The sequence below is a fragment of the Zobellia uliginosa genome (assembly GCF_900156625.1).
In the GTDB taxonomy this organism is placed as follows: domain Bacteria; phylum Bacteroidota; class Bacteroidia; order Flavobacteriales; family Flavobacteriaceae; genus Zobellia; species Zobellia uliginosa.
This window is the reverse complement of record NZ_FTOB01000002.1, coordinates 165,700-190,601: the sequence shown is the minus strand read 5'-3', so window position 1 is coordinate 190,601 and position 24,902 is coordinate 165,700. Positions and strand designations below refer to the sequence as shown.

Below are 24,902 nucleotides of genomic sequence, written 5' to 3'. Positions count from 1 at the left end.
TGTGTTTTGATTCTACTTTGTGTTTTAAGTGGCCCTAGCGCTGGTAAACCGTTGCGCCGGACTTAACCGTCCTTACAATTTCGATGGTATCGGCGCGCCGTTCAAAGACGATGAAGTCCGCGCTAGCCCCTTTGGTCAATCCCAGGGCCTTGTTCGCCCCTAACAACTCCATAGGCTTTACGGAAGCCATATCCAGAGCTTCCGACAGGGGAAGAATGCCCGAATTCGTCAAATGGTCAACGCACCAAGCGAGGGACTGGGCCGAACCGGCCAACATTTTTGGTTCTTCCTTTATAAACAATCGGCCTTCCTTGCTCAATTCTATACGTCCCCCAATATGGCTATCGTAGGATCCCGGAGCGAGGCCGGCAAACTTTGTACAGTCACTCACCAAAATGCACCGCCCCTTCTTTACCTTGACGAACACCTCTAGCATGGCCTTTGGCAAATGAAAGCCATCGGCGATAATGGAGGCCCATAGCTTGTCGGACGCCAACTGTTCCCAAATGTAGTTTTCGTGTCTGGGCAAGGATAAATGGGTAGCGTTGCCCAAATGGGTCGACATGGTTGCGCCCGCCCCTATGGCGGTCTGGATTTGTAAGGGACTGGCGGCGGTATGCCCGATGGACACCAATACGCCCGAAGCCGTACATTTTTTGATAAAGCCTTCGGCTTCCGGCCATTCGGGGGCCATGGTCATGAGTTGTATCCTGCCTTCGGCCAATTTTTGCCAAGAACGGAAGAGCTCCCAATCCGGGGCTTTTATATGTTTTAAAGGATGTGCGCCCCGTGGACCGTCCTCAGCCGATAGAAAAGGGCCTTCCAAATGAATCCCCCCGATGGAGGCATTCACCCTTTCGTCGGCCTTACAGGCGGCAACAATGGCCTCTATGGCCTTGGCTATGCCTTCGTCGGAATTGGTGATCAAGGTCGGAAGATAGGTAGTGACCCCGGCTTCCCATAAAAAACGGGTGAGTTCACAAACCTCATCGGCCGTCAATAGGCCACTATTAAAGTCGATTCCCTTAAATCCGTTGACCTGAAGGTCTACCAAGCCCGGGGCCAAATAAAATTCGCCCTCACTAGCGAGACCCTCTTCCACCTCCACTATCCTTCCCCCATTAACACGAATGTCGATAGGCTTTCCCGTTCGGTAATGTTGACCTTTAAAATTCGCTTTCATTACTTTAGTTTTTATCCGTCTTCGCCAAATTTTTATGCAATTCCAATACTTCTTTCGGCACTTCGCCCTTGTTTAAAAATCCGTATACCGCAAACAAAAGGAAGGACACCAAGGTAGGGGCGCCGATCTCTAGGGCAAAGGAATCTATGGGGAATAATTTCAGCAGTATAAAGGTCACCAAACCGCCCACAATGGATATCAGGGCCGCCCTTCCGTCGCTTTTCGCGAAAATAGGCAACAGGCCTAGGATCATAGGGATGGAGATGGGCCCCAAGAGGGCGCCGAACCAACTGATGATCAAGCCAAAAACACCTCCAAAATGACTGGAATTCAATGCGACCACTATGGTAAGGGCCGTAAAGCAAAAGGTAGTCAGCCTGGCCAGGCGCAATAAGCTTTTGTTATCGTAAGCCCTTATTTTAGGAAATAGCACCGGAAGAATATCACGACTGATAACGGCGGAAACCGTATTCGAGTCCGATGCCGTCATAGACAGGGTATTCGCAAAAAGTGAGGCAAGAACGAGTCCGACCAAGCCCGTAGGCAGAAATTGCTTTACCATCATTCCGTAAGAAAGTGTGGGGTCCGCCAGGTTCTCTAGAAAAAGTGGCGAGGCGAACATGGGGTAAAACAAGACCAAGGGCCAAATAAAATAGAGTATGGACGATAGAATGGCCGCCTTCTTTGCCGTTTCCCCAGAAGTTGAGGAGATAAAGCGCGTGGCCAGGTTCCAGGTACCCCCGCTATAGCTAAAAAAGTTGATGATCAAGATGACAATCACAAAGCCAAAGGTATAGGGGCTATTAAAAAAGTTGGAATTTTCGACAGGCAAGCGCTCCCACATCGTAAAGATACCTGCGATACCATCATCTAATTTCATAATGATCATGACGAACATGGTGCTTCCGGCGAGCAGCTGTACAATAAACTGTCCGAAATCATTCCACACATCCGCCCAGAGTCCCCCTATGGTTATATATACGAGGGAAATAGTACCCACCAAGATAATCCCGAAAGTGATGGAGCTTCCGCTGAACACATTCAGTAGAACGGCTATGGCGGCAAGTTTCCCCCCTGTGTCGAAGATTTTTATGATAGCCCCCGACCAGGCGATCAACTGTTGGGTTTTTAGGTCGTACCGCTTTAGGAGGTATTCCGTAGGGGATTGGATCCCGGAGAAAATCCGCAGCCTCGACCAACGGGGCGCAATGTAGAATGCGGCCAAGAGGGTAGCAAGGCCCACCGTAAAGGCCCACCACACATAGAGACTAAAGCCGTGGGTATAGGCAATACCGGCATAAGCCACGAACACGGCCCCACTATAACCGGAAACATGATGCGAGATACCCGATAGCCACCAGGGTAAATTCCCCCCGGCCGTGTAAAAGTCGGCAGCGTTCTTTACCCGAAAATAAGACCACAGGCCAATGGACAAAAGCATTAAAAAGTACAATGATAAAACAATCCAATCGAGTAGCTGCATCTTACTTATTTAGGGCAAAAATTTGTTTTTACGATATTCATCCACTTATTTTAATTTGGCCAAGCGGTCATAGAGTCCTTTCACAGGCTCGACCCTTAAGGCATTTTGCTCTTGTAATTCGGCATCGTACAGAAAGCCTTTATTGAGGTCTATAAATCGTTTATCGAGGGCTTCGGCATCTTTTAAGACCTGGTCCAAGGCCTTAAGCAGTTCGGGGGTATCGGCAACGGAAAACCCCTTGGCGTTATAGCGGGCCTCAATGTTTTTAAAATTTAGGTAGTGCATCCTTAAATCGGCCATCAACTTAAAATGTTCAAATTCCCTGACGTTCTTTGAGGGCGTGACACTGTTTATGGCCTCCCTTATCTTTCCATAGCGCTCCTCCACCTCTTCAATACTGCCACTCTTTATAGCTTTGCCGTTGGTAATCGGTTCGGGATTGGCCGAAAAGAAATCCCAAAGTTTTTGACTATCGGCCCGGTTCAAGCCGAACCTTTTCTTGCCGTAATCCCTAACAAAGCCTTCGATATCCAAGGGCTTCTCCGTTTTCAAGGCATGGGCATAGCTGGCGATAAGGATACGAAAACCCGCCATGGGATAAGTATTTCGCATTTGCACCATATCCATCACATCATAGCCTACGTCCCATGTAAAGCCGTATACGCCACTGGTAGACCACGAAGTCATGACCAGGCCTTTATAGTTGGCCTCCCGGGCGTAGGGAATAAAATCCCTTTGGTTTTTAAAATGGGTCATCCAGCCCGTTCCGTACCAATTATCGGGATGGGAGCGGATCGCGGGGGAGCCCCAAAAGGTGAAGCCCAATTCTTGAAGTCCGGCCACATCCCCAAAATGATTGGTTTTCCAGCCGTAGTTCCAGTCGATAAAAATGGTCTCCTCGGGCAACTCGGCCGCAGCCTCGGGATATTTTAAAATGATATCGGCCCAAATAATCGGCTTCTTTCCCAAGGCGATCACCGCCTCGGCCACCATCTTCATATGGTCGACGAACAATTTCGACTTTCCCTCTTCCTCTACCTTTTTCTTACACAAGGAACAATGGCCCAACAAATAGGTCTCATCGCCACCAAGGTGTATGTAATCGGAATTATGGGTTTCCGACAAATCGGCCAATAGATCCGAAAACAGCTCTATATTCGCCTCCACCTGCATGGGGCACAATTGCGAAATGTCTTTTCGGTCTTCCTTCAAGATGCTGTACCGGGGGTTTCTGAGAATATACTCTACATGGCCCAAGCTCTGTTGAAGTGGCACGACCTGTATGCCTAGACTATCACAATGGGACACAAAATCTTTTATCTCTTCACGCGTGTAGGAGTACTTATTTGAAATGGTAGCGTGATTTTTAAAGGGATAGGTTCCTTCCCACTCCATCACCAAGGTATTGATTCCGAAACCGGAAAGTTCCGTTGCAAAATCCTTTAAGGCCTGGGGGGTCATTACCTGAATCCGTAGATCAATATGAAAGCCCTTAATGGCAAAATCATCCGTTCGTTTATTCCCCGATGTCTGGGCCTGAAAGTGTAAGGGCATCACAAGGAGTACAAGCCACACCGCGATTGAATGTAAAATATATTTTGACCTCATAGGATAGTTCGTTCTTTAATTTAAAAATTTAACTCGACACCTTTAGCACCCCTTGGTAGGCATCCTCATCGAAATAATATTCGCAATTGGCATGGGTTGCCAATATCGAAGCCGGACATTCGGTAGTGATCGGCCCCAAGAGGGAGTTTTTTACCGCTTCGCTCTTTTTGGCGCCCAAAACAATACAGAACAATTTCTCGCCCTTCATCAGGGCGGGAATGGTCAAGGTCAAGGCCTTTTCCGGCACTTGGTCCAAGCTGGCGAAACAGCCATCGTTCACCTGTTGCTGGCGACATCCCTCGTCAAGGGTTACTATCTTGACCGTTTCAGGGTCATCAAAGTGGGCTACCGGAGGGTCATTGAATGCAATATGGCCATTTTCGCCAATACCGGCGCAAACCAAATCTATTGGGCCTTCGTTGACCAATTTTGAATACCGTTCGAGCTCTTCGTCCAAATCCGTATGGGGGTTTATTAAAAACCGCTCCTTTAGGCCCACTTTAGAAAAAAGATGGTCTTCGAGGTATTTGGAAAAATGTTGTCGGGCCCCTTTGGGCAACCCGATATACTCGTCCATATGCAGGGCGACGATTTTATCCCACCGAATGGAGGGGGATTGCGCCAAGTATTCCAACATAGCGTCTTGCGAAGGCGCGGCCGCAAAAATAATACGTACCACTTCTTGTCTTTCCTGCAATTTTAGGATATGCTTTTCAATTGCCTTTCCTGCCGCTGTACCTGCTTCAGTCCGAGAAGGAAAGACATTAATATTTTTTGCGTAATCTAGCATTTTTGTTTCTATTTTTTATTGCGCTTAGGCCACATCTTTTATGAGCCTATAAAATTTCGATTCTGTCGATAATGATTTCGACCTCTTGGTTGTTCGATGGACTACTTCCTTTAAAAAGCCATAAGTTTATTTTTAATCTTTCTTCGTCGTCGGGCGGAATATCGGCGCCCTTGTACACCCAGTGATTTAGGGGTTCTTCTAAATTTACATCGACATGCCCGTTAAAACTGGCAAATTCGATGCGATCGGGCTTCCAATCGAAAAAGTGGGTCGACAAGCCATTTTCCGATTCCATATTGAACCGGAACTTGTTGTCAACTTTCGAAGACGGCTGTACGGCAAACTGCGAATTTTCATTCTCGGTTTTTGACCATTTGGAAAACTCGATATCTATTTCCTCGGTATCGTTTCCGTACACGAAAAATCCCGCGACCGCATTCTCATCGATTTGATCCAGCCTACTCGAGGCATACATGACATATTTGTTATACCCATGCGACCGTAGCAAGGTCACCCCGGAGCAATACCAAATGCCTTCCTTTTTAATAATCTTCAAGTGCAAGCGCCCCTCATCGTCGACCCAAACATTTTCTTCGGAGTCTAAGAAGTAGTTGGGGCCCGGCCCCTGCTTATCATTATTTGAATTACGGACCAGCCATTTGTGCCCGGAAAACTCAATGATCCGATTCGATTGTTGAACCGGGGTTTCTTGGGGGGCTTCCGGGCCACTACAGGCTTTAAGGGCAAAAAGGTCGAGTACTACAAAAAGACCGAACATACCTTTTCGTAACATAGCATACATTTTGTCTTTTTGTATTTGCATGTGAATATTTAAACGTATTACTGAATAAGGATTTCCAAGGTGAACGGATCTATGACCGACCCGACCCTGTCTTTGGCCGATAAGCCGATCTGATCGGCACTACCCGATCCGTTATTGATGTAGACCAAGTTCATCAAATCGATATCTTGCTGGGTAAACTTATCTCCCACCTGCAAGGTTTGTGCCCCTTTGATCAACCATCCGTTTTGAGGTATCGCTTCTACGGTATAAATGATATCACCGTTGGAAGCCCCAGAGATTTCAAGAACATCGGAATTCCAAACAAAGGCTTCACCCGTGTTTACGGTAAAACCATTGTTTTTCTCCAATTCAAGAAAACTGTTGCCCGAACCTAGGGTAGCGATCAACATGGGCCCATTAAAATCGGTATTTTCCTTAGAACCAAATTCGTCCGTTTCGTTGGTACCCGCCTCACCATCTAGCATAAAGGCCACACGTTGCATACCGCCCAAACCGGTCACGTAATCCGTTAGGTCATAGCTAAACGCGCTTACCTTGGTGGTCGTAAGACTGGCTATCGGGTCATCGGTAGGGAAGGTGGCGTTGTCAAAGGTGAGTCCCATTTCGTTCCACAGCGTATCCTGTACGGCATAGAGGTCCAAGGCCACCCCTTTGGCATGGGTGAACTTTACCGCTATCTCAAGTTTTACATCGGTAATTACCCCTTCTTCGTCAAAATCGTTCAAATCGAACATTAAAAAGGCCTTTCTATCATAATCGCCGTTACCATCAACATTCTTTACCTTTAAAAGCACATTAGAACCAAAATTGGCCCCAGACTGGCTTCCACCGTTGACGTAGGTGTCGTGTATCGGAAAAATGGTGTCGGTTTTTACGGTAGGATCGGGAACGTTCAAATCGCCTGAAGGGGCCGAAAAATACACTATGGAATTTACCACATGTACCACATCGCCCAAAGGCTCTATGTTCGAACTGTAAATCTCCCATTGTTTGCTCGTGCCTTCATTGATAAGCCCGATAAAGTTACTGTTATGCGACAAATACATGGTTTGCCCGTTCTCGGTGCTATAGGGCAAAGGCTTATTGTTCTCGAACAGCTTCGGGTCGGTAAACAATACCTTATCATTTACAATGTGGTATTTAAGGGCGTTGCGCAAAATAGGCAAGGGCACATCATCTATAGATGCATAGGAATTCGTCTCTAGGTATTCGGAAAAAGCGGTATTGGTAGGCGCGATAAAGGTCCTCGTTTCGCTATCGCTAAAGAAGTCTTGTAATTCCGCACGGACTATGGCACTTTCGAACATGGACAAGGAGGTATCCCTTTTAATAAATTCCCAAGCGGAAATCTCTAACTTACCGTCTATACCCGACTCTTGATACTCAAAGTTTTCTTGGATCTCACAGCTGTAAACCCCACCTATAAAAACGGCGGCAAGCAGAACGGGTTTTGTGAATTTTATGATATGATTTTTCATGTTTTATTTTTTTATTGAACACATAAATGAACCGGATTCTAGTAAAAAGCGTTCTGTTCGAGTTTGGGGTTTCTATTTAGGGCGTCTTCGTGCAATGGCCACACCAAGTTGGCCTCATCGCTTAAGCCATTGATCGGGTTCATCACCTCAATGGCCTTACCCGTCCGCACTAGGTCGAACCAACGGTGGCCTTCAAATGAAAGCTCTATGGAGCGCTCGTGCAAAATGGCCGACTCTACATCGCCATAGGCACTTATGGCATCGTCTTGGGTCAGCTCGGCCAGACCTGCCCTGGTTCGAATAATGTTCAAGAGTCCCAAAGCTTCGTTTACCTGCCCCAATTTATTATGGGCCTCGGCCTTTAAAAGCATAATATCGGCCAAGCGGACCATTACTATATTTTTATCGGAGGGATCCGAACTCTCGTCGTTGAAGCCTTGTCCAAAAAACTTCCAGATCTTTTTAGGCTGTTCCGCCGTCACATCATAAATAAGGTCCATTCTCAAATCGCCTTCCTCAAAGGAATTTCTAAAGGTCTCACTGGGGAAATAGTGGCTATCGGAGCCCAATGCGTAAAGTACCCTTAAATTGTTGGTCTGTGTTTCATCGTAACCGATCTCAAAAATGCTTTCGTTTGAAAATCCGGTCGAAAAAATCTTTGACCAGTCCCCTATCCCCACCAAGGAGTACAAGCTATTGCCCATCACTTTTTCGGCAGCGTCTACGGCCTCTTCGTACTTGTTCCTCCACATATACACTTGGGTTAGCAAGGCATAGGCCGAACCTTGGGTGATCAAGAGGCGATCTCTTTCCCCTCCAAAACTCTCACGGCAATTTTCAGCGGCAAACAACAAGTCCGCTTCTATTTGGTCTAAAATGACCTCTTTATTGGTTTTTTCGACAAAGAAGCCTTGCTCCGAACTTTCGTAGGGTTCCAATATCATGGGCACATCGCCCCACACACGTACGGCATAAAAGTAAGACAAGGCCCTGAGCGCCCTTGCCTGCCCAACCAACTGATCGCTAAAATCGTTTCCGGACTCAAAAACACCCGGTACGTATTTTATGGCATAGTTGGCCCGGCTGATGGTTTCATACAAATTGTTCCATCGGGCCGAAGTCATGGTTTTGTTCAGGGCATTCTGCTTCATGAGCAATGGGTCGCCCGAGTGGTTTGTATCGACCGCATCGGCCCTACCCTCTCCCCAAAAGGAAAAGTTCAGGGAAAATGTAGATTGAACGGCATCGTAGATACCGTATACCCCGGCCTGGGCATCACTTGAGGTTTGGTAGAAACCCGAGGCGGAAAAACCGCTTTGGGGATCCTTATCCAATATATCGTCGGAACAAGAAAATATTCCTGCCATAAGAATGAGCGAAAGTATTTTTTTATAATTTTTCATGGTCCTTTTTTTTAAAATTGAAAGTTTAATCCTGTCATGATGGTACGGCTCTGTGGGTAGGACCCCTCGTCAATACCGGCGCGCAGGCCATTATAAGAGTTTACGTCCGGATCAAAACCGGTATATTTGGTCCAAGTAATCAAATTGGACGCCGTTACGAACACATCAAGTTTACTAAGTCCGAATGAACTGATCAACTTAGAAGGGAAACTATAGCGCAAGTTGACGTTCTTTAGCTTCAAATAAGAACCATCTTCCACCCATCGGCTCTGCACCCGACTATCGGATTGCATGGGATCGTCGCGAACCGGTTTTGGAAAATCGGTAACATCGCCCTGTTGGCGCCATCTATCGAGTGCATCGGTAGAAAGGTTGTTATAGCGGACCACTGAATTTCTTTGATGGTTGATCTCGCTATAAATATCGTTACCATAAGAGAACTGCATAAAGACGCCAAGGCTAAAGTTTTTATAGCTAAAGTTGTTCGTGATCCCCCCAAAAAAATCAGGCTGGGCATCCCCGATAACCTCACGGTCGTCTTCATCAATGATATTGTCGCCGTTAAGGTCGTTCCATATAGGATCGCCCCCTTTGAACACCTTGCCCAAGGCCCCGTTGGTAATACCGTTTACATTGTCCTCATCACGGGCATACACCCCGTTGAACTTCCATCCGTAGAAGGTACCTATGGGCAATCCTTCCTGTAAGATATGATAGGTTCCGTTCTGTATATATCCATTGGTCAACAAGTCGTCGGGCAAATCTTTTACCACGTTACGGTTGGTACTGATATTAAAATTGGTATCCCATTTAAAATCACCCACCAAGTTGCGCGTAGAAATCAAGAGTTCGACCCCCTTGTTTTCAATGCTTCCTATATTCTGCGTGCTATAGGCAAAGCCTGAAGTTCTAGGTATAGGCACATTGTACAACAGATCGTTCGTTTCCTTCAGGTAGACATCCGCATTGACCGTAAGCCTGTTGTTCATAAAAGACAGGTCCAGACCCGCATTGTATTGGGTAGTGGTTTCCCAGGTGAGTCCCGAATTCGGCATTACCGATGGCGATGCCCCAGAATAGCCTAAATAATTGGTACCCACTAAAAATTCACCTTGGGAAGTATAGTTTCCTATGGCCTCGTTACCCGTCTGCCCCGCGCTAAACCTTAATTTTCCATCGGAAAGGAAATTTACGTTTTCAAATATATTCTCGTCGGAAAACCTCCATCCCACGGAAGCCGAAGGAAAATAACCAAAACGGTTGTCCTTTCCAAAACGCGAGGAACCATCGGCCCTCAAGTTCATCTCCAACAAGTACTTGCCTTTGTAATCATAAGACAACCTTCCGAAATACGACAACATGGAGTGTTGGGTATGGATGTTGGCCTCTTGGCCGGAAATGGTTCCCGCCGCATTTAAGGTGATGACGTTATCACTGGGAAAAAACATTCCCTCAAGGCCGGTACGCTCATAGTTCCATTCCTGAAAACTAAAGCCCGCCAAGGCGTTAAGGTTATGCCCCTTGTTGAAGGCCTTGTCATAGGTCAAAAAGGTTTCATTGCCCCAAGTCAAGTTGTTGAGCGAGCTGGTCGCCCCAGAATTGTAGCCCTCCCGATAATCTAAGGAAGACGGAAGGAACTCGTCTTCCTTCATATTGAGGAAGTCTAAGTTCAGGTTACTGCGCAATTTCAATCCTTCAAAAAAGGTGAATTCACCGTATTGGTTACCGATGACCCTATTGGTCTTGTTCAAATGCGTTGCGTATTCGGCGAGACCTACGGGATTTCTTTTTCCAAATTGATACCCGTTTAAAGAACCGTCGGGCAAATACATGGCATAAGATGGCGGTCTGATCAAAAGTTCACGAACCACACTTAAGTTACCCGTTCCCCCGGCGTTTATTCGGTTATTCACCCCGTTCGTATAGGAAATGCTCTGACCAATTTTAAATCGGTCGGAAACATCAAAATCAACATTTAAGCGCGAGGTCACCCTTTTGTAGTTAGAGTTTAGGATGATACCGTCTTGATCCAAAAAGGAAGAACTCCATGAATACTTGGCGTTCTCCGAACCACCTTGTACCGATACGTCTACCTTATATTGTGGCGCGACCCGCAACAATTCTTCTTGCCAATCGACATCACCGTTGTTTTTAGGGTTTAGGGAATCAATGACCGTCCAGTTCGGTTCAACGGGATTGTCCATATTCAGATAAGAATCTATAATAACCTGTCGGTACTGGGAAGCATTCAAGACACTGAGCTTTCTCGTGATCTGGCTCGTACCCGATGTAAAACTGATATTCACCTGGCCTTTGCCTTCCTTTCCCCTTTTGGTCGTGATCATCACCACGCCGTTGGCGGCACGGGAACCGTAGATTGCGGTAGAAGCCGCATCTTTCAGCACCTCGATGGATTCAATGTCATTGGGGTTGATATCGGAAAGCGGGTTCAAACCGAAGTTTTCCGTTCCGTTCAATGAAGAAAGGGAATTCGATTCAACGGGCACCCCGTCTATCACGTACAAAGGGGAGTTTCCCGAGTTCAAGGAAGAATTCCCCCTGACCCTTACCGTCATACCGCCACCGGGCGCCCCGGAATTGGAAACGATCTGTACCCCAGCGGCCCGTCCTTGTAAAATGCTCAAAGCATCCTGTTGGTTGGTCTGGGCAATATCTTCCACACCGACGGACACCACGGAACCCGTTAAGTTCCGTTTCTTCTTTTTACCGTAGCCCACCACGACGAACTCGTCGAGTTGATTGGCTACCAGCTGTAAAGCAACGTCCAATTCTTCCTTTTCACCCACTTGGACCTCTACAGCTCGGTAACCCATAGAAGAAAAGCTCAATACGGCTTCAGGGGAATTTACTTTTATTATATACTTTCCATCAAAGTCGGAAGCCACCCCATTTGTGGTTCCCTTCTCCACAACACTAACCCCGATAAGAGGTTCACCACTCTCTTGGTCGGTAATTTTCCCTGCTATCCGAAGCTCTTGCGAAAAGACAAAACCATGAAGAAAAAACACCATTACCCAAAGAATACCAGTCTTTAAGAAGAACTCTCGACTACCGAAATGCGAACGATCGGATTTACTTTTTTTACTCATAAAACAATGTTTAACTGGTTATTAGAAAAGAAATATCAACACCTAATGATCTCAAATATAAAATTAAGATCGAATTAATGCAAACGTTTGCATAAAATAATTGTAAAATCCCCTTAAATTTTATTCCTACCTAGGAATAATTAGCTAAAAAATGTTAAATTTGCAATATATCATTTGTTATTATACCTATATAACGTATTTCTTCTAATTTGACATTGTAATATTCACGCAAACGTTTGTTAAAACTCGCCTATGGGGAATTCCAGAGTTACCTTAAAAGATTTGGCTAAGGAACTGAACTTATCGCCTTCCACGATTTCACGCGCCATCTCGGGGCATCCTGCCATTAGCGATGCCACACGTAAACTGGTCCAGCAGAAGGCAGACGAACTGGGCTTCACCCCCAATTCCATTGCCTCGAGTTTTAGAAAAAAGAAGACCCAGTCCATCGGCATTATCGTTCCCAAGATCGATATACACTTCCACTCCCTTGTCATTAGCGGTATTGAAGAGTACGCCTACAGTAAGGGGTACAATGTTACCATTTTTCAATCGAAGGATTCCTTCGAAAGGGAAAAAGAAATTACCCGTATTTTACAAAACAGGATGGTCGAGGGCATTATCATCTGTCTTTCGAACGAGACCAAGTCGTATGCCCATTTTAAAAAGTTTACCAAATTGGGGGTGCCGGTAATTTTCTACGACCGGGTTCCAACCAATTTTAACGCGAACAAAATTGTCATCAACGATTACGAGTCGGCCTTTAAAGCAACGGAGCACCTCATCCAACAAGGCTGTAGCCGCATCGCCCATATCGCCGGAAACCAGTCGACCCACATTTTCAAAGACCGCTTGGAGGGCTATAAAACGGCTTTAAAAAAACATAAGTTGCCCATAGACCCGTCCCTTATTCTAGAAACCAAGAACCTGACCTACGAAGAAGGGGCCGAATGCGCAAAAAAAATGCTGGCCCTGCCCGAATCGCCCGACGGACTGTTCTGTTCGAACGATTATACGGCGATCAGCGCCATTCAGGTCTTTCAAAAGGCGCATATCAAGGTTCCCGAGCAAATAGCCGTAGTAGGCTTTAGTAATTACCCCATATCAAGAGTCATAGAACCCAACCTTACTACGATTAACGACCGCGCCTTTCAAATGGGGCAGGCCGCCGCAAGCCTATTGATCCGACAGATAGACGATACCGATAGTTTTGTAGAGTTCGAAACCATTACCCTCAAGACCGATTTGGTGGTCAGGGCTTCCTCAATGAGAAAAGCAAGCGACACCAAATTGTAGTTGAATTGCCCAAGGGGCACAGCTTTATAAAAAAAACATATGTCCATAAAAAAAGACCATTTTTAATATTAAAATGGCCTTTTTCCGAACACCTCGGCCCTTATCTAAAGGGAAGACAAGGTTTAACTTAAATATTGGCATCCCTATTGGGGTCCTTCCCCATAACCAGGGTTTTCTTGATCAAACCAAAGCCTTTCCGTATTTAAAATGGAAGGGTCATTGGTTCCCGAAGTGAAGCCTTGTTCTTCTAGGGCCTTGACCGTATTTTGATAGTTTTTGTCATCTTCGGTAGGGGTACCAACCACGAACCGGCGTGGTACCGTAAGCTCGGAACCTGACGAGGTAAACATTTCCCTAGGCAGGTAATCGCTATTCGTTTTAGGGATCCCGGACCGGCGTACAGTTGCCCAAACATCGTTTGGCGTAGCCGCAAAATTGATATACTGCTGTATGTACACTTTTTCCAATCCATCGGTACTTAAGTCATAGGCAGGCTGAGCAAGCAGCGCTTCGATTTCTCCTGCCTTCAACCGGGTAGAGGCGGCTTCGGCCATTACCTCATCTTCATATACCGGGTCTTTTTCATAATAGGGCAAACCACTGTTTCTCGCCAACCGATCCAAACGTTCTACGGAAAGCCGCACCCCTTGGTCAAAATAATCTTGGGCCGACCCCGGTATATTGGCCCCCAGCAATTTGAATTCCGCCAAATATAAATTGGTCTCGGCCGAAGAGCCCAAAATAACCTCCAAAGGCGGAAAATTCTCGGTAATATCAATAAGCCTACCACCTGGTTTTGTAGGATAAGTAAAATTGAAACCCGTACGCGTTATACGTTCCGTATAATTAGAGGTTGCCGTATACGCTTTTTCAATATCCCCGGCCGAAACCCTATAGAGTTCGCCTTGATTGAAGTAAATATTGTTTTCACTCGCAAAGGTCGCATCAGGAGAAAGGGGCACGCCGGCATAACGGACCCAAGGCTCCCCCGGTCCTGACCAACCTGAAAAATTACCCGCCCCGTCAAGGATGACATATTGCTCGACATAAGGAGGCAAGTCCTTTCCCGCATCGATAAAGGCCTGTACGACCTCCCCGTTAAAATCATTCTTATCATAAAGGACCCTTAAACGCGGGTCGGCATTGGAGACCATAAAGTCAATTATATGTTTTCCCCCTATACCAGGCTGTTGCCCGTTTCCGGTCCCATAATAATTCACATCCCTTTTATAGATAAAATCATCGCTCAAGTCATTCATGTAACCTACAGGGGAATTGACTACCTCTTCCGCTATTGACAAGGCTTTTGCCCTATCCTTATGGATCAACCTTGCGGCTATCTTAAGCTTAAGAAGGTTACAGAACTTGGCCCATTTCTTATAGTCCCCATTATAAATAACATCTTGATCACCAATATCAAACTGATTAGGGGCCACTAAACTATCCATGGCCTTATCCAATTCGCCCAACCAGGTATTGAACAAGGTCTCCTGTGAATCCAATACCGGGGTAATCAATGGTGGATCGGTATATGGAGCCATAGCCCCTTCCGTATAGACCATCGACCCCGTATTATCGGTAATGGTCAATGCCGGGTGAATCTGAATAGGAAATGTCATGGCCTTAATGGCTTTCATCTCTTCTTGCCTTTCGGCAGGAAGGGCCTCTATACGCGCACGCACATCGCGTGTATTGGCATAGAGACTCGGGTAAATATTTTGTCCCTCAGAAGGTCCCATTTCTACAAATGCCTCGGTATTACCGCCTCCGACTACAGCAGTTGTCAATTGACTCCATGGAAAAATGTAATCGAAATTATCATAGAACCAAATCGTATAGTCATTACCATACATATCTTGTATGGCCTGGGTTATTGAAAACCTGACATCTGGCTCCGCCAGTTCAGAGGGGTTACTGTTCAATTCGGCAAAGTCATCAGCGTCACAAGCCACGCCGAGTGCCAAAACAGAGATTAATACAATCTTATATATTTCTTTCATCTTATACAGTTTTATGTTTAGAAATCTACCGAAATAGTCATGGTATAGCTAGATACATAAGGGCTAAAGGAGCGTTCCCTAAAGGATTCATTACTTGAGGTACCCCTAAAACTTTCAGGATTGATATCGTTCGGCATGGTATTGTGCAGATACCCCAAGTTTCTTGCGTTAATACCGATATAGAATTTTTTGGCTCCCAACTTATCACTAAAGGACCGGGGCAATTGGTAGCCCACCGAAATATTCCTTATGGCGATATATTCAAGCTCGGTAAACCAGTCATCATTAACGACCCCTTGCCCCCAAGAATTTCTAAAATAATTATAGTAACTGGCATGGGTGGGTTCTACATATCCTTGGTCATAAGCCTCTTGATAGGTCATTCCCCCAACATCGACCGTAGAGCCATCGGGGGTAACGACTTCCTGTCCATCGGCAAAAACCCCATCAGGAATAACCCCATCTACATAGGTTTCGCCTTGGGTATCGGCAAATTGCGACGTCCATCCAATTCCTCCGTGGGATTCATCCCTTCCCCTTAGCGATTTTTCAAGGTATCCGTAAGCCGTTCCGTATCTACTGGAATACGACGCTATATGACCTCCAAAACGGGCGTCTAAAAGCACGGACAAGGAAAGCCCTTTATAAGAGAATTCATTGTTGAACGAGCCTTCAAAATCGGGTTGGATCTTACCTATTTCCTCAGCTTCATAACTTCTTTCATAGTAAGCTCCCCTACCGGAATCGCTCCATACCAAAACTTTCTTACCATTATTAGGGTCGTCTATAGGGTTGCCCGCGTCGTCGGTCGCCTGATAACGCTTGGGACTACTGTCCGAATAAAGAACGCCATACTCCCCTCCCTCAAAAGCTACCGAACCTATACGGAAGTTCCCATAAGTAATATCACCCCCCAGTTTTTTGAACTCACCAAGATCCTCGTGCATTTCCTTGATCTTCGTAGTATTGTTCCAATAATTAAAGGTAGTGTTCCACTGAAAGTTCTCGGTTTTGATGGGGGTTCCCGAAAGGGTCAATTCAAATCCGTAATTGGTTAGCGTACCTATATTGGTAAAATAATTGCTGTAACCCGAAACCGGTGGCAGAGGAATGGATCCAATTTGATCGGTAATCGTTTCGTCGTAATATGCGACATCGATACCCAAGCGGCTATTGAAAAACCGGACGTCGGCCCCCACTTCAAAGGAATTTTTCCGCTCTGGTTTGATATTTCGGTCTACAACGGTATTATTAACGGAGTTCTTGTAGATAAAACTATCCCCCGGCAGTTGGTAGGTGCCCAACTCGTACCCTCTATTAATCGTATAAGGGCTGGTATCACTCCCGACCTGTGCCCAAGATGCGCGCAGCTTTCCGAAGGTCAAGAAACTTGACATATCGAAGGTTTCGCTAAACACCCATGACGTAGATACGGACGGATAGAAATACGAATAATTGCCCTCACCATTGGTATATACCAAGGCCGAAGACCAGTCATTTCTTCCTGTCACATCTAAAAAAACTTGTTCTTTAAAGCTAAAACTGGAAAGGAAATACAAGGAATTGATTTGCTTGGTGGCCGAAATACCACCTTCCGATAGTTTGGTCTTCTTGGAGTTTTCGAGATAAAACCTTCCTGGAACTACCAGACCTCCGTCGGTACGCACCCTGGTATTCGATTTTTCTTGATTCCAAATTTCGCCTCCCAATAAAAATTGGACTGAAAAACTATCGGAAATTTTAGGCGTAAAGTTAAACGTAAGCTTCCCTGTTTTGCTTACATCATCGTAATGTCGGAGTTCATAGTAGCCCCCTTCATTGGCAAAACCGCTACCCAGCTCCTTGTTTTCATATCTGGTGGTGTAGTGGTTCATATTGCCCTCGGCGGTAATATCCAACCAATCCGTAACATTTGCGGTCAGCCTGACCACGGGACGTGTTACCTGCTCTTCATTTACCTGATCGGAACTGTAGTACCCAAACCAGAGTCCCGTATTGGGTACATTGGCGTATGTATCGCCATAATCGGAATTGGGCACACCGCCGTGCGAGGCTTGCCAATATTGTCTTTGGGTATATTTCTCGGTGTTGTATATCCTTTCGAAAGTACCGTCAAAAAAGCCTTGGGAAATATCGTTCCTAGGATTTTTAGAACTAGAGGTCGTATATGAAATAGAAGCATTGGCCCGTAACCATGGCGCTAGTTGGTAAGATCCCGAAAACATCAATGCGTTTCTTCTAAAACTGTTATCGGGCATTATCCCTGTTCTTAAGTTATAGGAATCCGACAGATAGAAATTCCCTTTCTCGTTGCCACCACTCAAGGAAACCGAGGTATTCGAGTTGTATCCCGTGTCATACACATCTAGCATATTGTTGTCATTGGCCCTGTATGGGATAATATTGCCATCGTAATCTTCAATTGGCCTTCCATCAAACCTAGGGCCATAGCTCAAGCCTCCACCCGCGTGGTTGATCAAGGTGGGCATCCCTTCTTCGTTATAATCGAATTGAGAACTATCGAAGCGATAAAAATCACCGCTTGAATTGGTTTCCCCATAATCTACATATCCGGCCAAGGTTCCCGGTCCAAACTCATTTTGTATGGCAGGCTGCTTAAATGCCCGGTCAACCCCCATGGATTGTTTTACGGAAACCCCTATACCCCTCGCGTTGGAACCATCTTTACTTTGGATCAAAACGACCCCGTTGATTCCCCGTGAGCCGTAGAGTGCCGTAGCGGCGGCCCCCTTTAAGATAGAAACGCTCTTGTAGTCATCGGGATTTAGGTTTTTCAAAATATTTCCGTAATCATTGGCGCTACTGGCCCAATCGGCACTTTCGTTCGATATGCTATTATCAAGAATAACCCCGTCGATTACAAAAATAGGCTGGTTGTCATTCGAATTCAATGTAGAGATACCCCTGATCTGGATCTTACTGTTTCCAAAAAGTCCCCCATCAGAACCTCCTACGCTAACGCCCGCCGATTTACCCTGTAAAGCCGAAACAGGGTTAACGGTATTGGTTTGGGCCAATTCTTCACCTTCTACTTCGGTCATGGCGTAACCCAAGGCCTTTTGGTCTCGCTTGATCCCTAGGGCCGTTACAACCACCTCTCCCAATTGTTCCGCATCCTCCAACATGACTACCGCAATATTCGAATCGCCCGAGACGTTACGTTCAATGGTCTTAAAACCCAAAGCAGAAAAAACCAAGGTGGCATCCTCCAATACGTTCAATTCAAAATTTCCATCGAAATCGGTCGAGGCCCCATTGGTCGTTCCTTTTTCGATAACATTGACCCCTGGCAGCGGAACGCCTTGATCATCAGTGACATTCCCCCTCACCAAAAATTGTGGGGAGCCTTGGGCCACATCCCTAACTTTCTTTTTGACGATAATGGTGTTGTTATCGGTAAACTCATAGGTCAAGCCTATGGGAGACAAGCCCCTGTCCAATAAGTCTTTGACCATAACAGAGCCCTTTTTTAGTTTAACCTTTGGTGCATTGGCAATTTGTTCATCACTATAGACAAATTTATAGCCCGCCTGCTCCCTGAGTAGCTCAAATAGCTCGGATAGATGAATTTTTCTATTGGCCTTTATGAGTATTTTTGAATTCTGGAAAAACGATTCTTTGGGCGAAAACCCAAAAGTTGTTGAAAAAGATAAGATTAAAAGCGCGCTCATTAGCCTTAAGAAACTCCTGTTTCCAGACCGGAAGAAAGCTTCGATTGAGTTAGTTTCCATACATAAAAATTTCGATTAGTTAATAATTTAAATGGTCTTTGGTCGATAAGAAAACTTGCCCCTCTACACGAAATAGATGAGTTTTGTTTTCCTTTTTAGGTCTATTCGATAATTACTTTCCGTTCATTGATCTCAAATCTTATTTCATTGGTTTTTTGGATATTAATTAATATTTGACTTATAGTGCTCTCACGGTCCAATACGCCCGTAAAGGTTTTTTTCTTTTTATCGGAATCCTTGAACTCATAATCAACATCATACCACCGGGCAAGAATGGTCATAATGTCTTCCATTGATTTCCTTTTAAAACTGAAGTAACCGTGTTTCCATGCTATTTCATCAAATACCTTTTCGACCTTTCTTATGGAAACCGCCCCGGGCCTATCTCTATCGATGATCGACTGTTCCAAGGGGGCAAGGGCTTCTTTTGTGGTACCGGATTCAATGGCGATCCTTCCTTCGACCAAGGTGGTTACGATATCACTCTCGCCATTATAGGCCTTGATATTGAATTGGGTCCCCAGAACATCTATTAGCTGTATTCCTGTCTTGACGGTGAAATTCGTGCCGCCTCCCTCCGAACTTTTAGCAACCTCAAAGTAGGCTTCACCATATAAGAGCTCAACTTCCCGCGTCTGCCCTTCCATAAACTTTACGGGATATTTAAGCTTTGAATCGGAGTTCAGCCATACTTTGGTGCCATCTGACAATTGCACAAAAAACTGCCCTCCTTTTGGAATGGTGAGGTAGTTAAACAGTGAAGCTTCCGTTTCTTGCGACCAGTGGCGATCGTAGACCAACTTTTCGCCATTTTGGCTTGCCCCGTTGATCTTGACCTCCTTTTCCTTTTCCAAAACCACTTCCTCTCCATTGTCAAGCGTCAACACAGCCTTATCATGACCGGGAGGCACATCGTTCTTTGGCACACTGAAGGTTTGTCCGTTTTCAATGATAGTAGGTGTATCGGACCTTGAATTGTAGACATAAACGAGCCCCAAGAGAACCAGAACTAGGGCCGCATATTTAAAAAAGTGGTTCATCCTTTTTAACCTGGCCCGTTTCTTCTCTCCGTCCTGAATCACATCAAGTACTTTCTTCTTTTCAAATTCCGTATCAAAATCAAGCATATGATGGTTACTTACATAATTCGTTCGTATAAAATCTTCAAAAACCAAGAGATTGGCCTCATTTTTCAACCATTCCGTCAATTCGATTATTTCCTTATCCGAGGCCGATTTGGCCAGATACTTTACGATAATATCTTCTATTCCCTCGTTCAACATTATTAGTTTATATGTATATGACAAATGAAATTATAAAAACACCCATGCTATTTTATTATTTTTTTATATTGTGTCATATTTTATTAAGAATCATACAATTAGTGGATTGAAACTATTTTCTACTGAACAGCGACTTAAAGAAGAGCTTACCAAGGGAAACCACGAAGCACTGGCGTATTTAATGGATCGTTACCACCATTCACTTTGTGTATACGTATATAGTCTTTCCCACGATTACGAGAAGGCCAAAGATATTGTGCAAAACGTGTTCCTTAATTTATGGGAGAATAGGGAAAGGATATCCCAGGTACAATCTTTAAGAAGCTTCCTGTACAAATCCGTCTACAATGGTTTTCTCAATGAATTCAGAAAAGACCAAAGAATGTTGGCCATAGAAGAGAAACATATGGAGCGTCTGTATCAGGTCATAGAGGAGGACGAAGAATTGTTGGAAAAGCAAATAGGCCTTATTAAATCGGAAATTCAAAAACTCCCCCCGAAATGCAGGGAAACCTTTATGCTTAGCAAAAGAGAGGGGCTCACCAATATTGAAATTGCAGGTTTTATGAACGTCTCCATAAAGACAGTGGAAAACCAGATGAACAAAGCTTTTAAAATTCTAAGGAAAAAACTGCAAAGCAAGATCGAACCCGTTCTATTCTTAATATTTGGTCTTGACCTTGCAAATTCCGATCCACACTAAATATCCCTACCGCTTCAGCTTCCCTGCCAATTGTATTCCAGGTCTAACAAAGATAGCATTCGGCAAGAACGGGGAGCTCACAGCTTTGCCCATTAATCGCCAAGAATCTCCAACTCGATCAGTTCACTACTCATTTGGGTACGCTGCATTCCACTTACTTCAAATAGGGCATTGAAGCGGCTGTTTTTTTGGGGCAGCTTTTCTTCCAAGGTTTTAAGCCAGGTTGGATCGGTAAACAAACGCAAGGTAGCCATAACCCCGATATCGTTATTGGACACAAAAAAAAGGGCGCGCTTGTCCGGACTCAACGAGGTAAAGGAAACGAGGGCATATTCGACCTTTTTATTGGGCGCAAATTGTGTCGTATAAACTTTCTTCTTCCCCTTGACATTAACCTTAAAACCATCACCATAGGTAGAAAAAACCTTACTATCCCTTAAAAAGAAAGACTTGGAAAGGTTCATGGTCTTAAATTGTCCGATAAATACAATATTGTTTTCCTTGATATTGTTGAGCGTAAGATTACTTTCCAAACCAAGCTTAAAATCACTGTCCCACCCAAAAAACCATTCATCTAAATTCTTAATACCGTAAGGTGCCATTTTCGATACCAATGTAAAATCCGTCATTTCCAATTTTCGGTCTGGATGTTCCTTCTTAAACGCAAATAAATCTTCATCGCTGTTAATCTTAGAATACATCGTAGGATGCTTTTCACCTTGGATATTGGTATGCATCAGCATGTACTGGTCCGAAATGACCACTAGGGTTTTATCCCCGTTCTTCAAAAAATCTTCCCATAAGGCCGGTGGACGGCCCAAATAATAAGATATGCCCCATATGGCCCCAAAGGTCAATAGCAGAACCAAGCCTATGCCCTTGACCCATTTTAACGGAATTTGAAATTCAAGCGACCTCTTATGCCTGTCGTACTCTTTTTTGGAAATAAAGTCCAAATTGTACTGTCCCTTTTTGATTTCGAATATTATTTCGTTTTGAACATTCCTGTCCGCATAATAAGCCGCCATTTTTTTTCGGAGCTTATACATGTGGGTTCGCACGGCCCCATCGTTTTTATCGTTCAAATAGTTCTTGCCAAAAAGGTCGGCCCCTATGGTGTATTCCTTGATGTCTTCTTTCTCAATCGCTTTTTTAACCAAGTATTGTAGCAATTGTTTATACACTAACGAATTAACAAAAATGGGATGGGCGCATAAATCGTTAAGCGCTTTTTCGATCGTATTTTGGTCTGGTTCGGATATCATATCCCTCAAATATAACCTTTGTTTTCAATTAGCCCACGCCCTGCCCTCTAATATGGGCGAACACAAATACAACCATATTCTACTGACTTGCAAACAATTAAATATTTTTTATTGTAAAATATTAACAGTTAAAGCTACAGTATCCCATACAGTTCCCTTACTGTATTTCTTGTGATTAAATACAATGCTGGGGTTTACATTGCATATCCCCAAGCGGTGTTACTATGCGCGCCATTCAATAATTTAAATACGTTTTCAAGCCTTGGGGAAGCATAAACCTAAAATTGTGGGGATTATTAAAAAGGAAGATGCTATAGTACATTTAATGAAATCAGAACCGTAATCAATAATTGACCAATAATCAAATTAGATGCTTACCAAACCTTTTATTTTACTTCTTGGCGTCATATGCCTATCATCTGAAATACTGTTCGCCCAAAGCCTGGGCTACAACAACAATCGCATTGCCATTAGTGCCGATGGCAACAATCAAGCGGACAAGCACCCTGAAGCCCAATGGCCTCGTGCCGACCCAGATGATTGGGGAGGTACGCCCGCCGCTTTGGCCATGATCGCAAAGCTCGGACTACAGGATAAGCTCGTACATTTCTCGTACAACAATTTTATTGCGGCGCCGCCACATACTTCCGAAACCAATTACATGGCCGACGGGGTCAAGGGTGCCATTAAGCGGTGGAATTTCGATCCTGGGCGTTTCTTTGATGTACCTGAAGACAAGGCTACCGCAATTACACATTTGGCAGAAGCCTTGAAAAAATCTACAGCTACAGACCCTTTGTATTTCATTCATATGGGACCTTCCGAATTCTTTTACAGAGCGGTAAAAGAGGTTGTAGATGATGGCGATACAGAAGCTTTGGCCCATGTGTATGTTATTTCACATAGTGGCTACAATGACAATCACTTGCGCAGAAAAGCGCATCATACCATGAAAGAAACTATAGCCTTAAGCGGAAATCGCATCAAGTACAAAAAAATAAAGGATCAAAATGCATGCGATAATCCTAGCAAACTTTGGTGTTCCAACACAGACTTCTCTCCATACTACTGGATGAGAGACCATTCGGACCCAGATATCAATTGGCTATATAGCAGGACGCAGTTCCATCCACAAAATAAAGGTGCCGATATCTCCGATGCCGGTATGGTTTGGTACCTACTTCTGGGCGACGAAGATGGAAACCTCCAAAAATTTCAGAAATTTATAGGAGATGGCATTACCCCTTTACCAGAATGCAAAGCCACACACCTCATAGGGGTCAAAGATTTTGAAATGTTACAAATAGACCCATTTGTAACACCCTATAAAGACCACTCCAGAAACGCGGTGGCGATTGACGCCGTTGTATATAAAAACGAATTTGCGGCAACCCAAAAGGTTTTTAAAGGTATTACCGACCATTACAATATCACCCTTACAACACTTACGGAAGAAGATGGGGAAAGCACCTATCGGCTGAAAATAGATGGTAAATTGATCGGTGAATTTCAAAACCCCGAAACCGCTCGTGATATGGCCCCTTATTCCCGAACTTTTAAAAATGTACCGGTAAAAACGGGTGATATAATCCAAATTGAATCGAACACGCATTCGAACGGCAAGATACCAGAAGACGACGCCTATGCCTATGCCCGTGGCAGGTGGAGGTCTATTTCCTTTGAGTGCAGCCCAGATCGTTCCGTAGAAGAAAAAAAAGGTTTCGTGGTTTTCGAAGCCGAACGTTTTGAGCTAAAGGGCGCATGGAAACTTGGAAAGGATACCGAAAAAGCCTCAGGCGGCGCCTTTATTTATTATGATGGACCGAACACCTACCAAAAGGTCGACACGGACCATGTTATTTCGTACACTTTCAAGATAGAAACCCCTGGGAACTACACCATAAAATGGATGATGAGACAGCCCGAAGGGGAACGCGGCACGGATAAAGGCAATGATATATGGATTCACTTAGGCGACAATCTTGGATATGCCAAAGAGCTACAGCTAAAACATTTCGAAAAATATTACGGCCGTAGCGATGACAATTTTACCCTAAACGGCGTAGCGGAAATACATGGCGCCGGACATGGATGGCTAACAGGTAGATTTCCCAAGGCTGGAACATACACTTTGCATATTGGCGGTAGATCCCATGGTTTACAAATTGACAGGTTCCTCCTTTTTAAGGGTATGACCATTGACGAGGCCAAGTCCGTTCTTATAGAATAAACTCCGGTCAAAAAATAGGTAAACGGCCCCTGTCGTCGTTAGCATACCCAAGAACTACCCTTGGCTCACAAAACGAAGCTGATAAAATCCACACCCGGCTTCCTGAAACATTTCGCACAGGCACTTGCGAGCGCTTCAAGGTGGCCTCCTTTTTTTTTGTAAGGCCTGCCTTTTAGGAAGCAGGAGGGGTAAGAATTTCGAATCATCAAAATATTCCTTATTAATTTACTATTCGACATTATCACATACCTACCAATATTACATCCATAAAATATTAACACATTTTAAGAGATGTGATCATATGTTATGCTCATTAGATCATATGAAGCCATCATCTTAACATAGAATTAGCTTTTTTGTATCACCAACTTTAACTACAACTATATGAGATTCAAGTTACATTTTAAGAAGAAAAACCAACTTTTTTTAGTCCCCCCCATCAACAGTCCCAATTATGTCATCATGCCCCTCCCCATAGCTACAACGGAGGGCATGTTTATGGAACTGGAACAT

15 protein-coding genes are annotated in these 24,902 nt (G+C 44.7%); 3 read left to right on the top strand and 12 right to left on the bottom strand.

Going from position 1 to position 24,902, the window contains the following annotated elements; genetic code table 11:
* Positions 1–34 precede the first annotated feature (34 nt).
* The 8 genes from BW980_RS05625 to BW980_RS05590 form a co-directional block, all read right to left on the bottom strand.
* Entirely contained in the window at positions 35–1,183 is a 1,149-nt protein-coding gene (locus BW980_RS05625; protein WP_076453979.1) for an N-acetylglucosamine-6-phosphate deacetylase, read from the bottom strand.
* 4 nt (positions 1,184–1,187) lie between these two features.
* Positions 1,188–2,666 (bottom strand): sodium:solute symporter family protein, encoded by a 1,479-nt coding sequence (locus BW980_RS05620; protein WP_076453978.1) that lies wholly within the window; start codon positions 2,664–2,666, stop codon positions 1,188–1,190.
* A 45-nt stretch (positions 2,667–2,711) separates the two neighbouring features.
* Positions 2,712–4,220 (bottom strand): family 20 glycosylhydrolase, encoded by a 1,509-nt coding sequence (locus tag BW980_RS05615; RefSeq protein WP_083690371.1) that lies wholly within the window; start codon positions 4,218–4,220, stop codon positions 2,712–2,714.
* 82 nt (positions 4,221–4,302) lie between these two features.
* Positions 4,303–5,064 (bottom strand): 6-phosphogluconolactonase, encoded by a 762-nt coding sequence (locus tag BW980_RS05610; RefSeq protein WP_076453976.1) that lies wholly within the window; start codon positions 5,062–5,064, stop codon positions 4,303–4,305.
* A 46-nt stretch (positions 5,065–5,110) separates the two neighbouring features.
* The gene (locus tag BW980_RS05605) at positions 5,111–5,857 is read right to left on the bottom strand and encodes a glycoside hydrolase family 16 protein (RefSeq protein ID WP_139327616.1); all 747 of its coding nucleotides are present in this window, start codon (positions 5,855–5,857) and stop codon (positions 5,111–5,113) included.
* A gap of 47 nt (positions 5,858–5,904) precedes the next feature.
* Complete coding sequence (locus BW980_RS05600) at positions 5,905–7,347, bottom strand: CBM96 family carbohydrate-binding protein (RefSeq protein WP_083690370.1); 1,443 nt, start codon at positions 7,345–7,347, stop codon at positions 5,905–5,907.
* A gap of 38 nt (positions 7,348–7,385) precedes the next feature.
* Positions 7,386–8,750, bottom strand: a complete 1,365-nt coding sequence (locus BW980_RS05595) for a RagB/SusD family nutrient uptake outer membrane protein (RefSeq protein WP_076453974.1) — start codon at positions 8,748–8,750, stop codon at positions 7,386–7,388.
* Between the two features lie 11 nt (positions 8,751–8,761).
* Complete coding sequence (locus BW980_RS05590) at positions 8,762–11,860, bottom strand: SusC/RagA family TonB-linked outer membrane protein (RefSeq protein ID WP_076453973.1); 3,099 nt, start codon at positions 11,858–11,860, stop codon at positions 8,762–8,764.
* Between the two features lie 252 nt (positions 11,861–12,112).
* Between BW980_RS05590 and BW980_RS05585 the strand changes: the two genes are divergently transcribed.
* On the top strand, positions 12,113–13,156 hold the full coding sequence (locus tag BW980_RS05585) for a LacI family DNA-binding transcriptional regulator (protein ID WP_076453972.1): 1,044 nt from the start codon (positions 12,113–12,115) through the stop codon (positions 13,154–13,156).
* Between the two features lie 143 nt (positions 13,157–13,299).
* On the opposite strand, the gene BW980_RS05580 is transcribed toward BW980_RS05585, so the two are convergent.
* The 3 genes from BW980_RS05580 to BW980_RS05570 form a co-directional block, all read right to left on the bottom strand.
* Complete coding sequence (locus BW980_RS05580; protein WP_076453971.1) at positions 13,300–15,156, bottom strand: SusD/RagB family nutrient-binding outer membrane lipoprotein; 1,857 nt, start codon at positions 15,154–15,156, stop codon at positions 13,300–13,302.
* 17 nt (positions 15,157–15,173) lie between these two features.
* The gene (locus BW980_RS05575) at positions 15,174–18,908 is read right to left on the bottom strand and encodes a SusC/RagA family TonB-linked outer membrane protein (RefSeq protein ID WP_245799962.1); all 3,735 of its coding nucleotides are present in this window, start codon (positions 18,906–18,908) and stop codon (positions 15,174–15,176) included.
* Between the two features lie 101 nt (positions 18,909–19,009).
* Positions 19,010–20,191: a FecR family protein gene (locus BW980_RS05570; protein ID WP_076453970.1), complete on the bottom strand. Its 1,182-nt coding sequence runs from the start codon at positions 20,189–20,191 to the stop codon at positions 19,010–19,012.
* A gap of 106 nt (positions 20,192–20,297) precedes the next feature.
* On the opposite strand from BW980_RS05570, the gene BW980_RS05565 reads away from it, so the two are divergent.
* Entirely contained in the window at positions 20,298–20,894 is a 597-nt protein-coding gene (locus BW980_RS05565) for an RNA polymerase sigma factor (protein ID WP_076453969.1), read from the top strand.
* A gap of 92 nt (positions 20,895–20,986) precedes the next feature.
* On the opposite strand, the gene BW980_RS05560 is transcribed toward BW980_RS05565, so the two are convergent.
* Positions 20,987–22,159: a hypothetical protein gene (locus tag BW980_RS05560; protein ID WP_076453968.1), complete on the bottom strand. Its 1,173-nt coding sequence runs from the start codon at positions 22,157–22,159 to the stop codon at positions 20,987–20,989.
* A gap of 370 nt (positions 22,160–22,529) precedes the next feature.
* On the opposite strand from BW980_RS05560, the gene BW980_RS22525 reads away from it, so the two are divergent.
* Complete coding sequence (locus tag BW980_RS22525) at positions 22,530–24,389, top strand: hypothetical protein (protein WP_076453967.1); 1,860 nt, start codon at positions 22,530–22,532, stop codon at positions 24,387–24,389.
* Positions 24,390–24,902 lie beyond the last annotated feature (513 nt).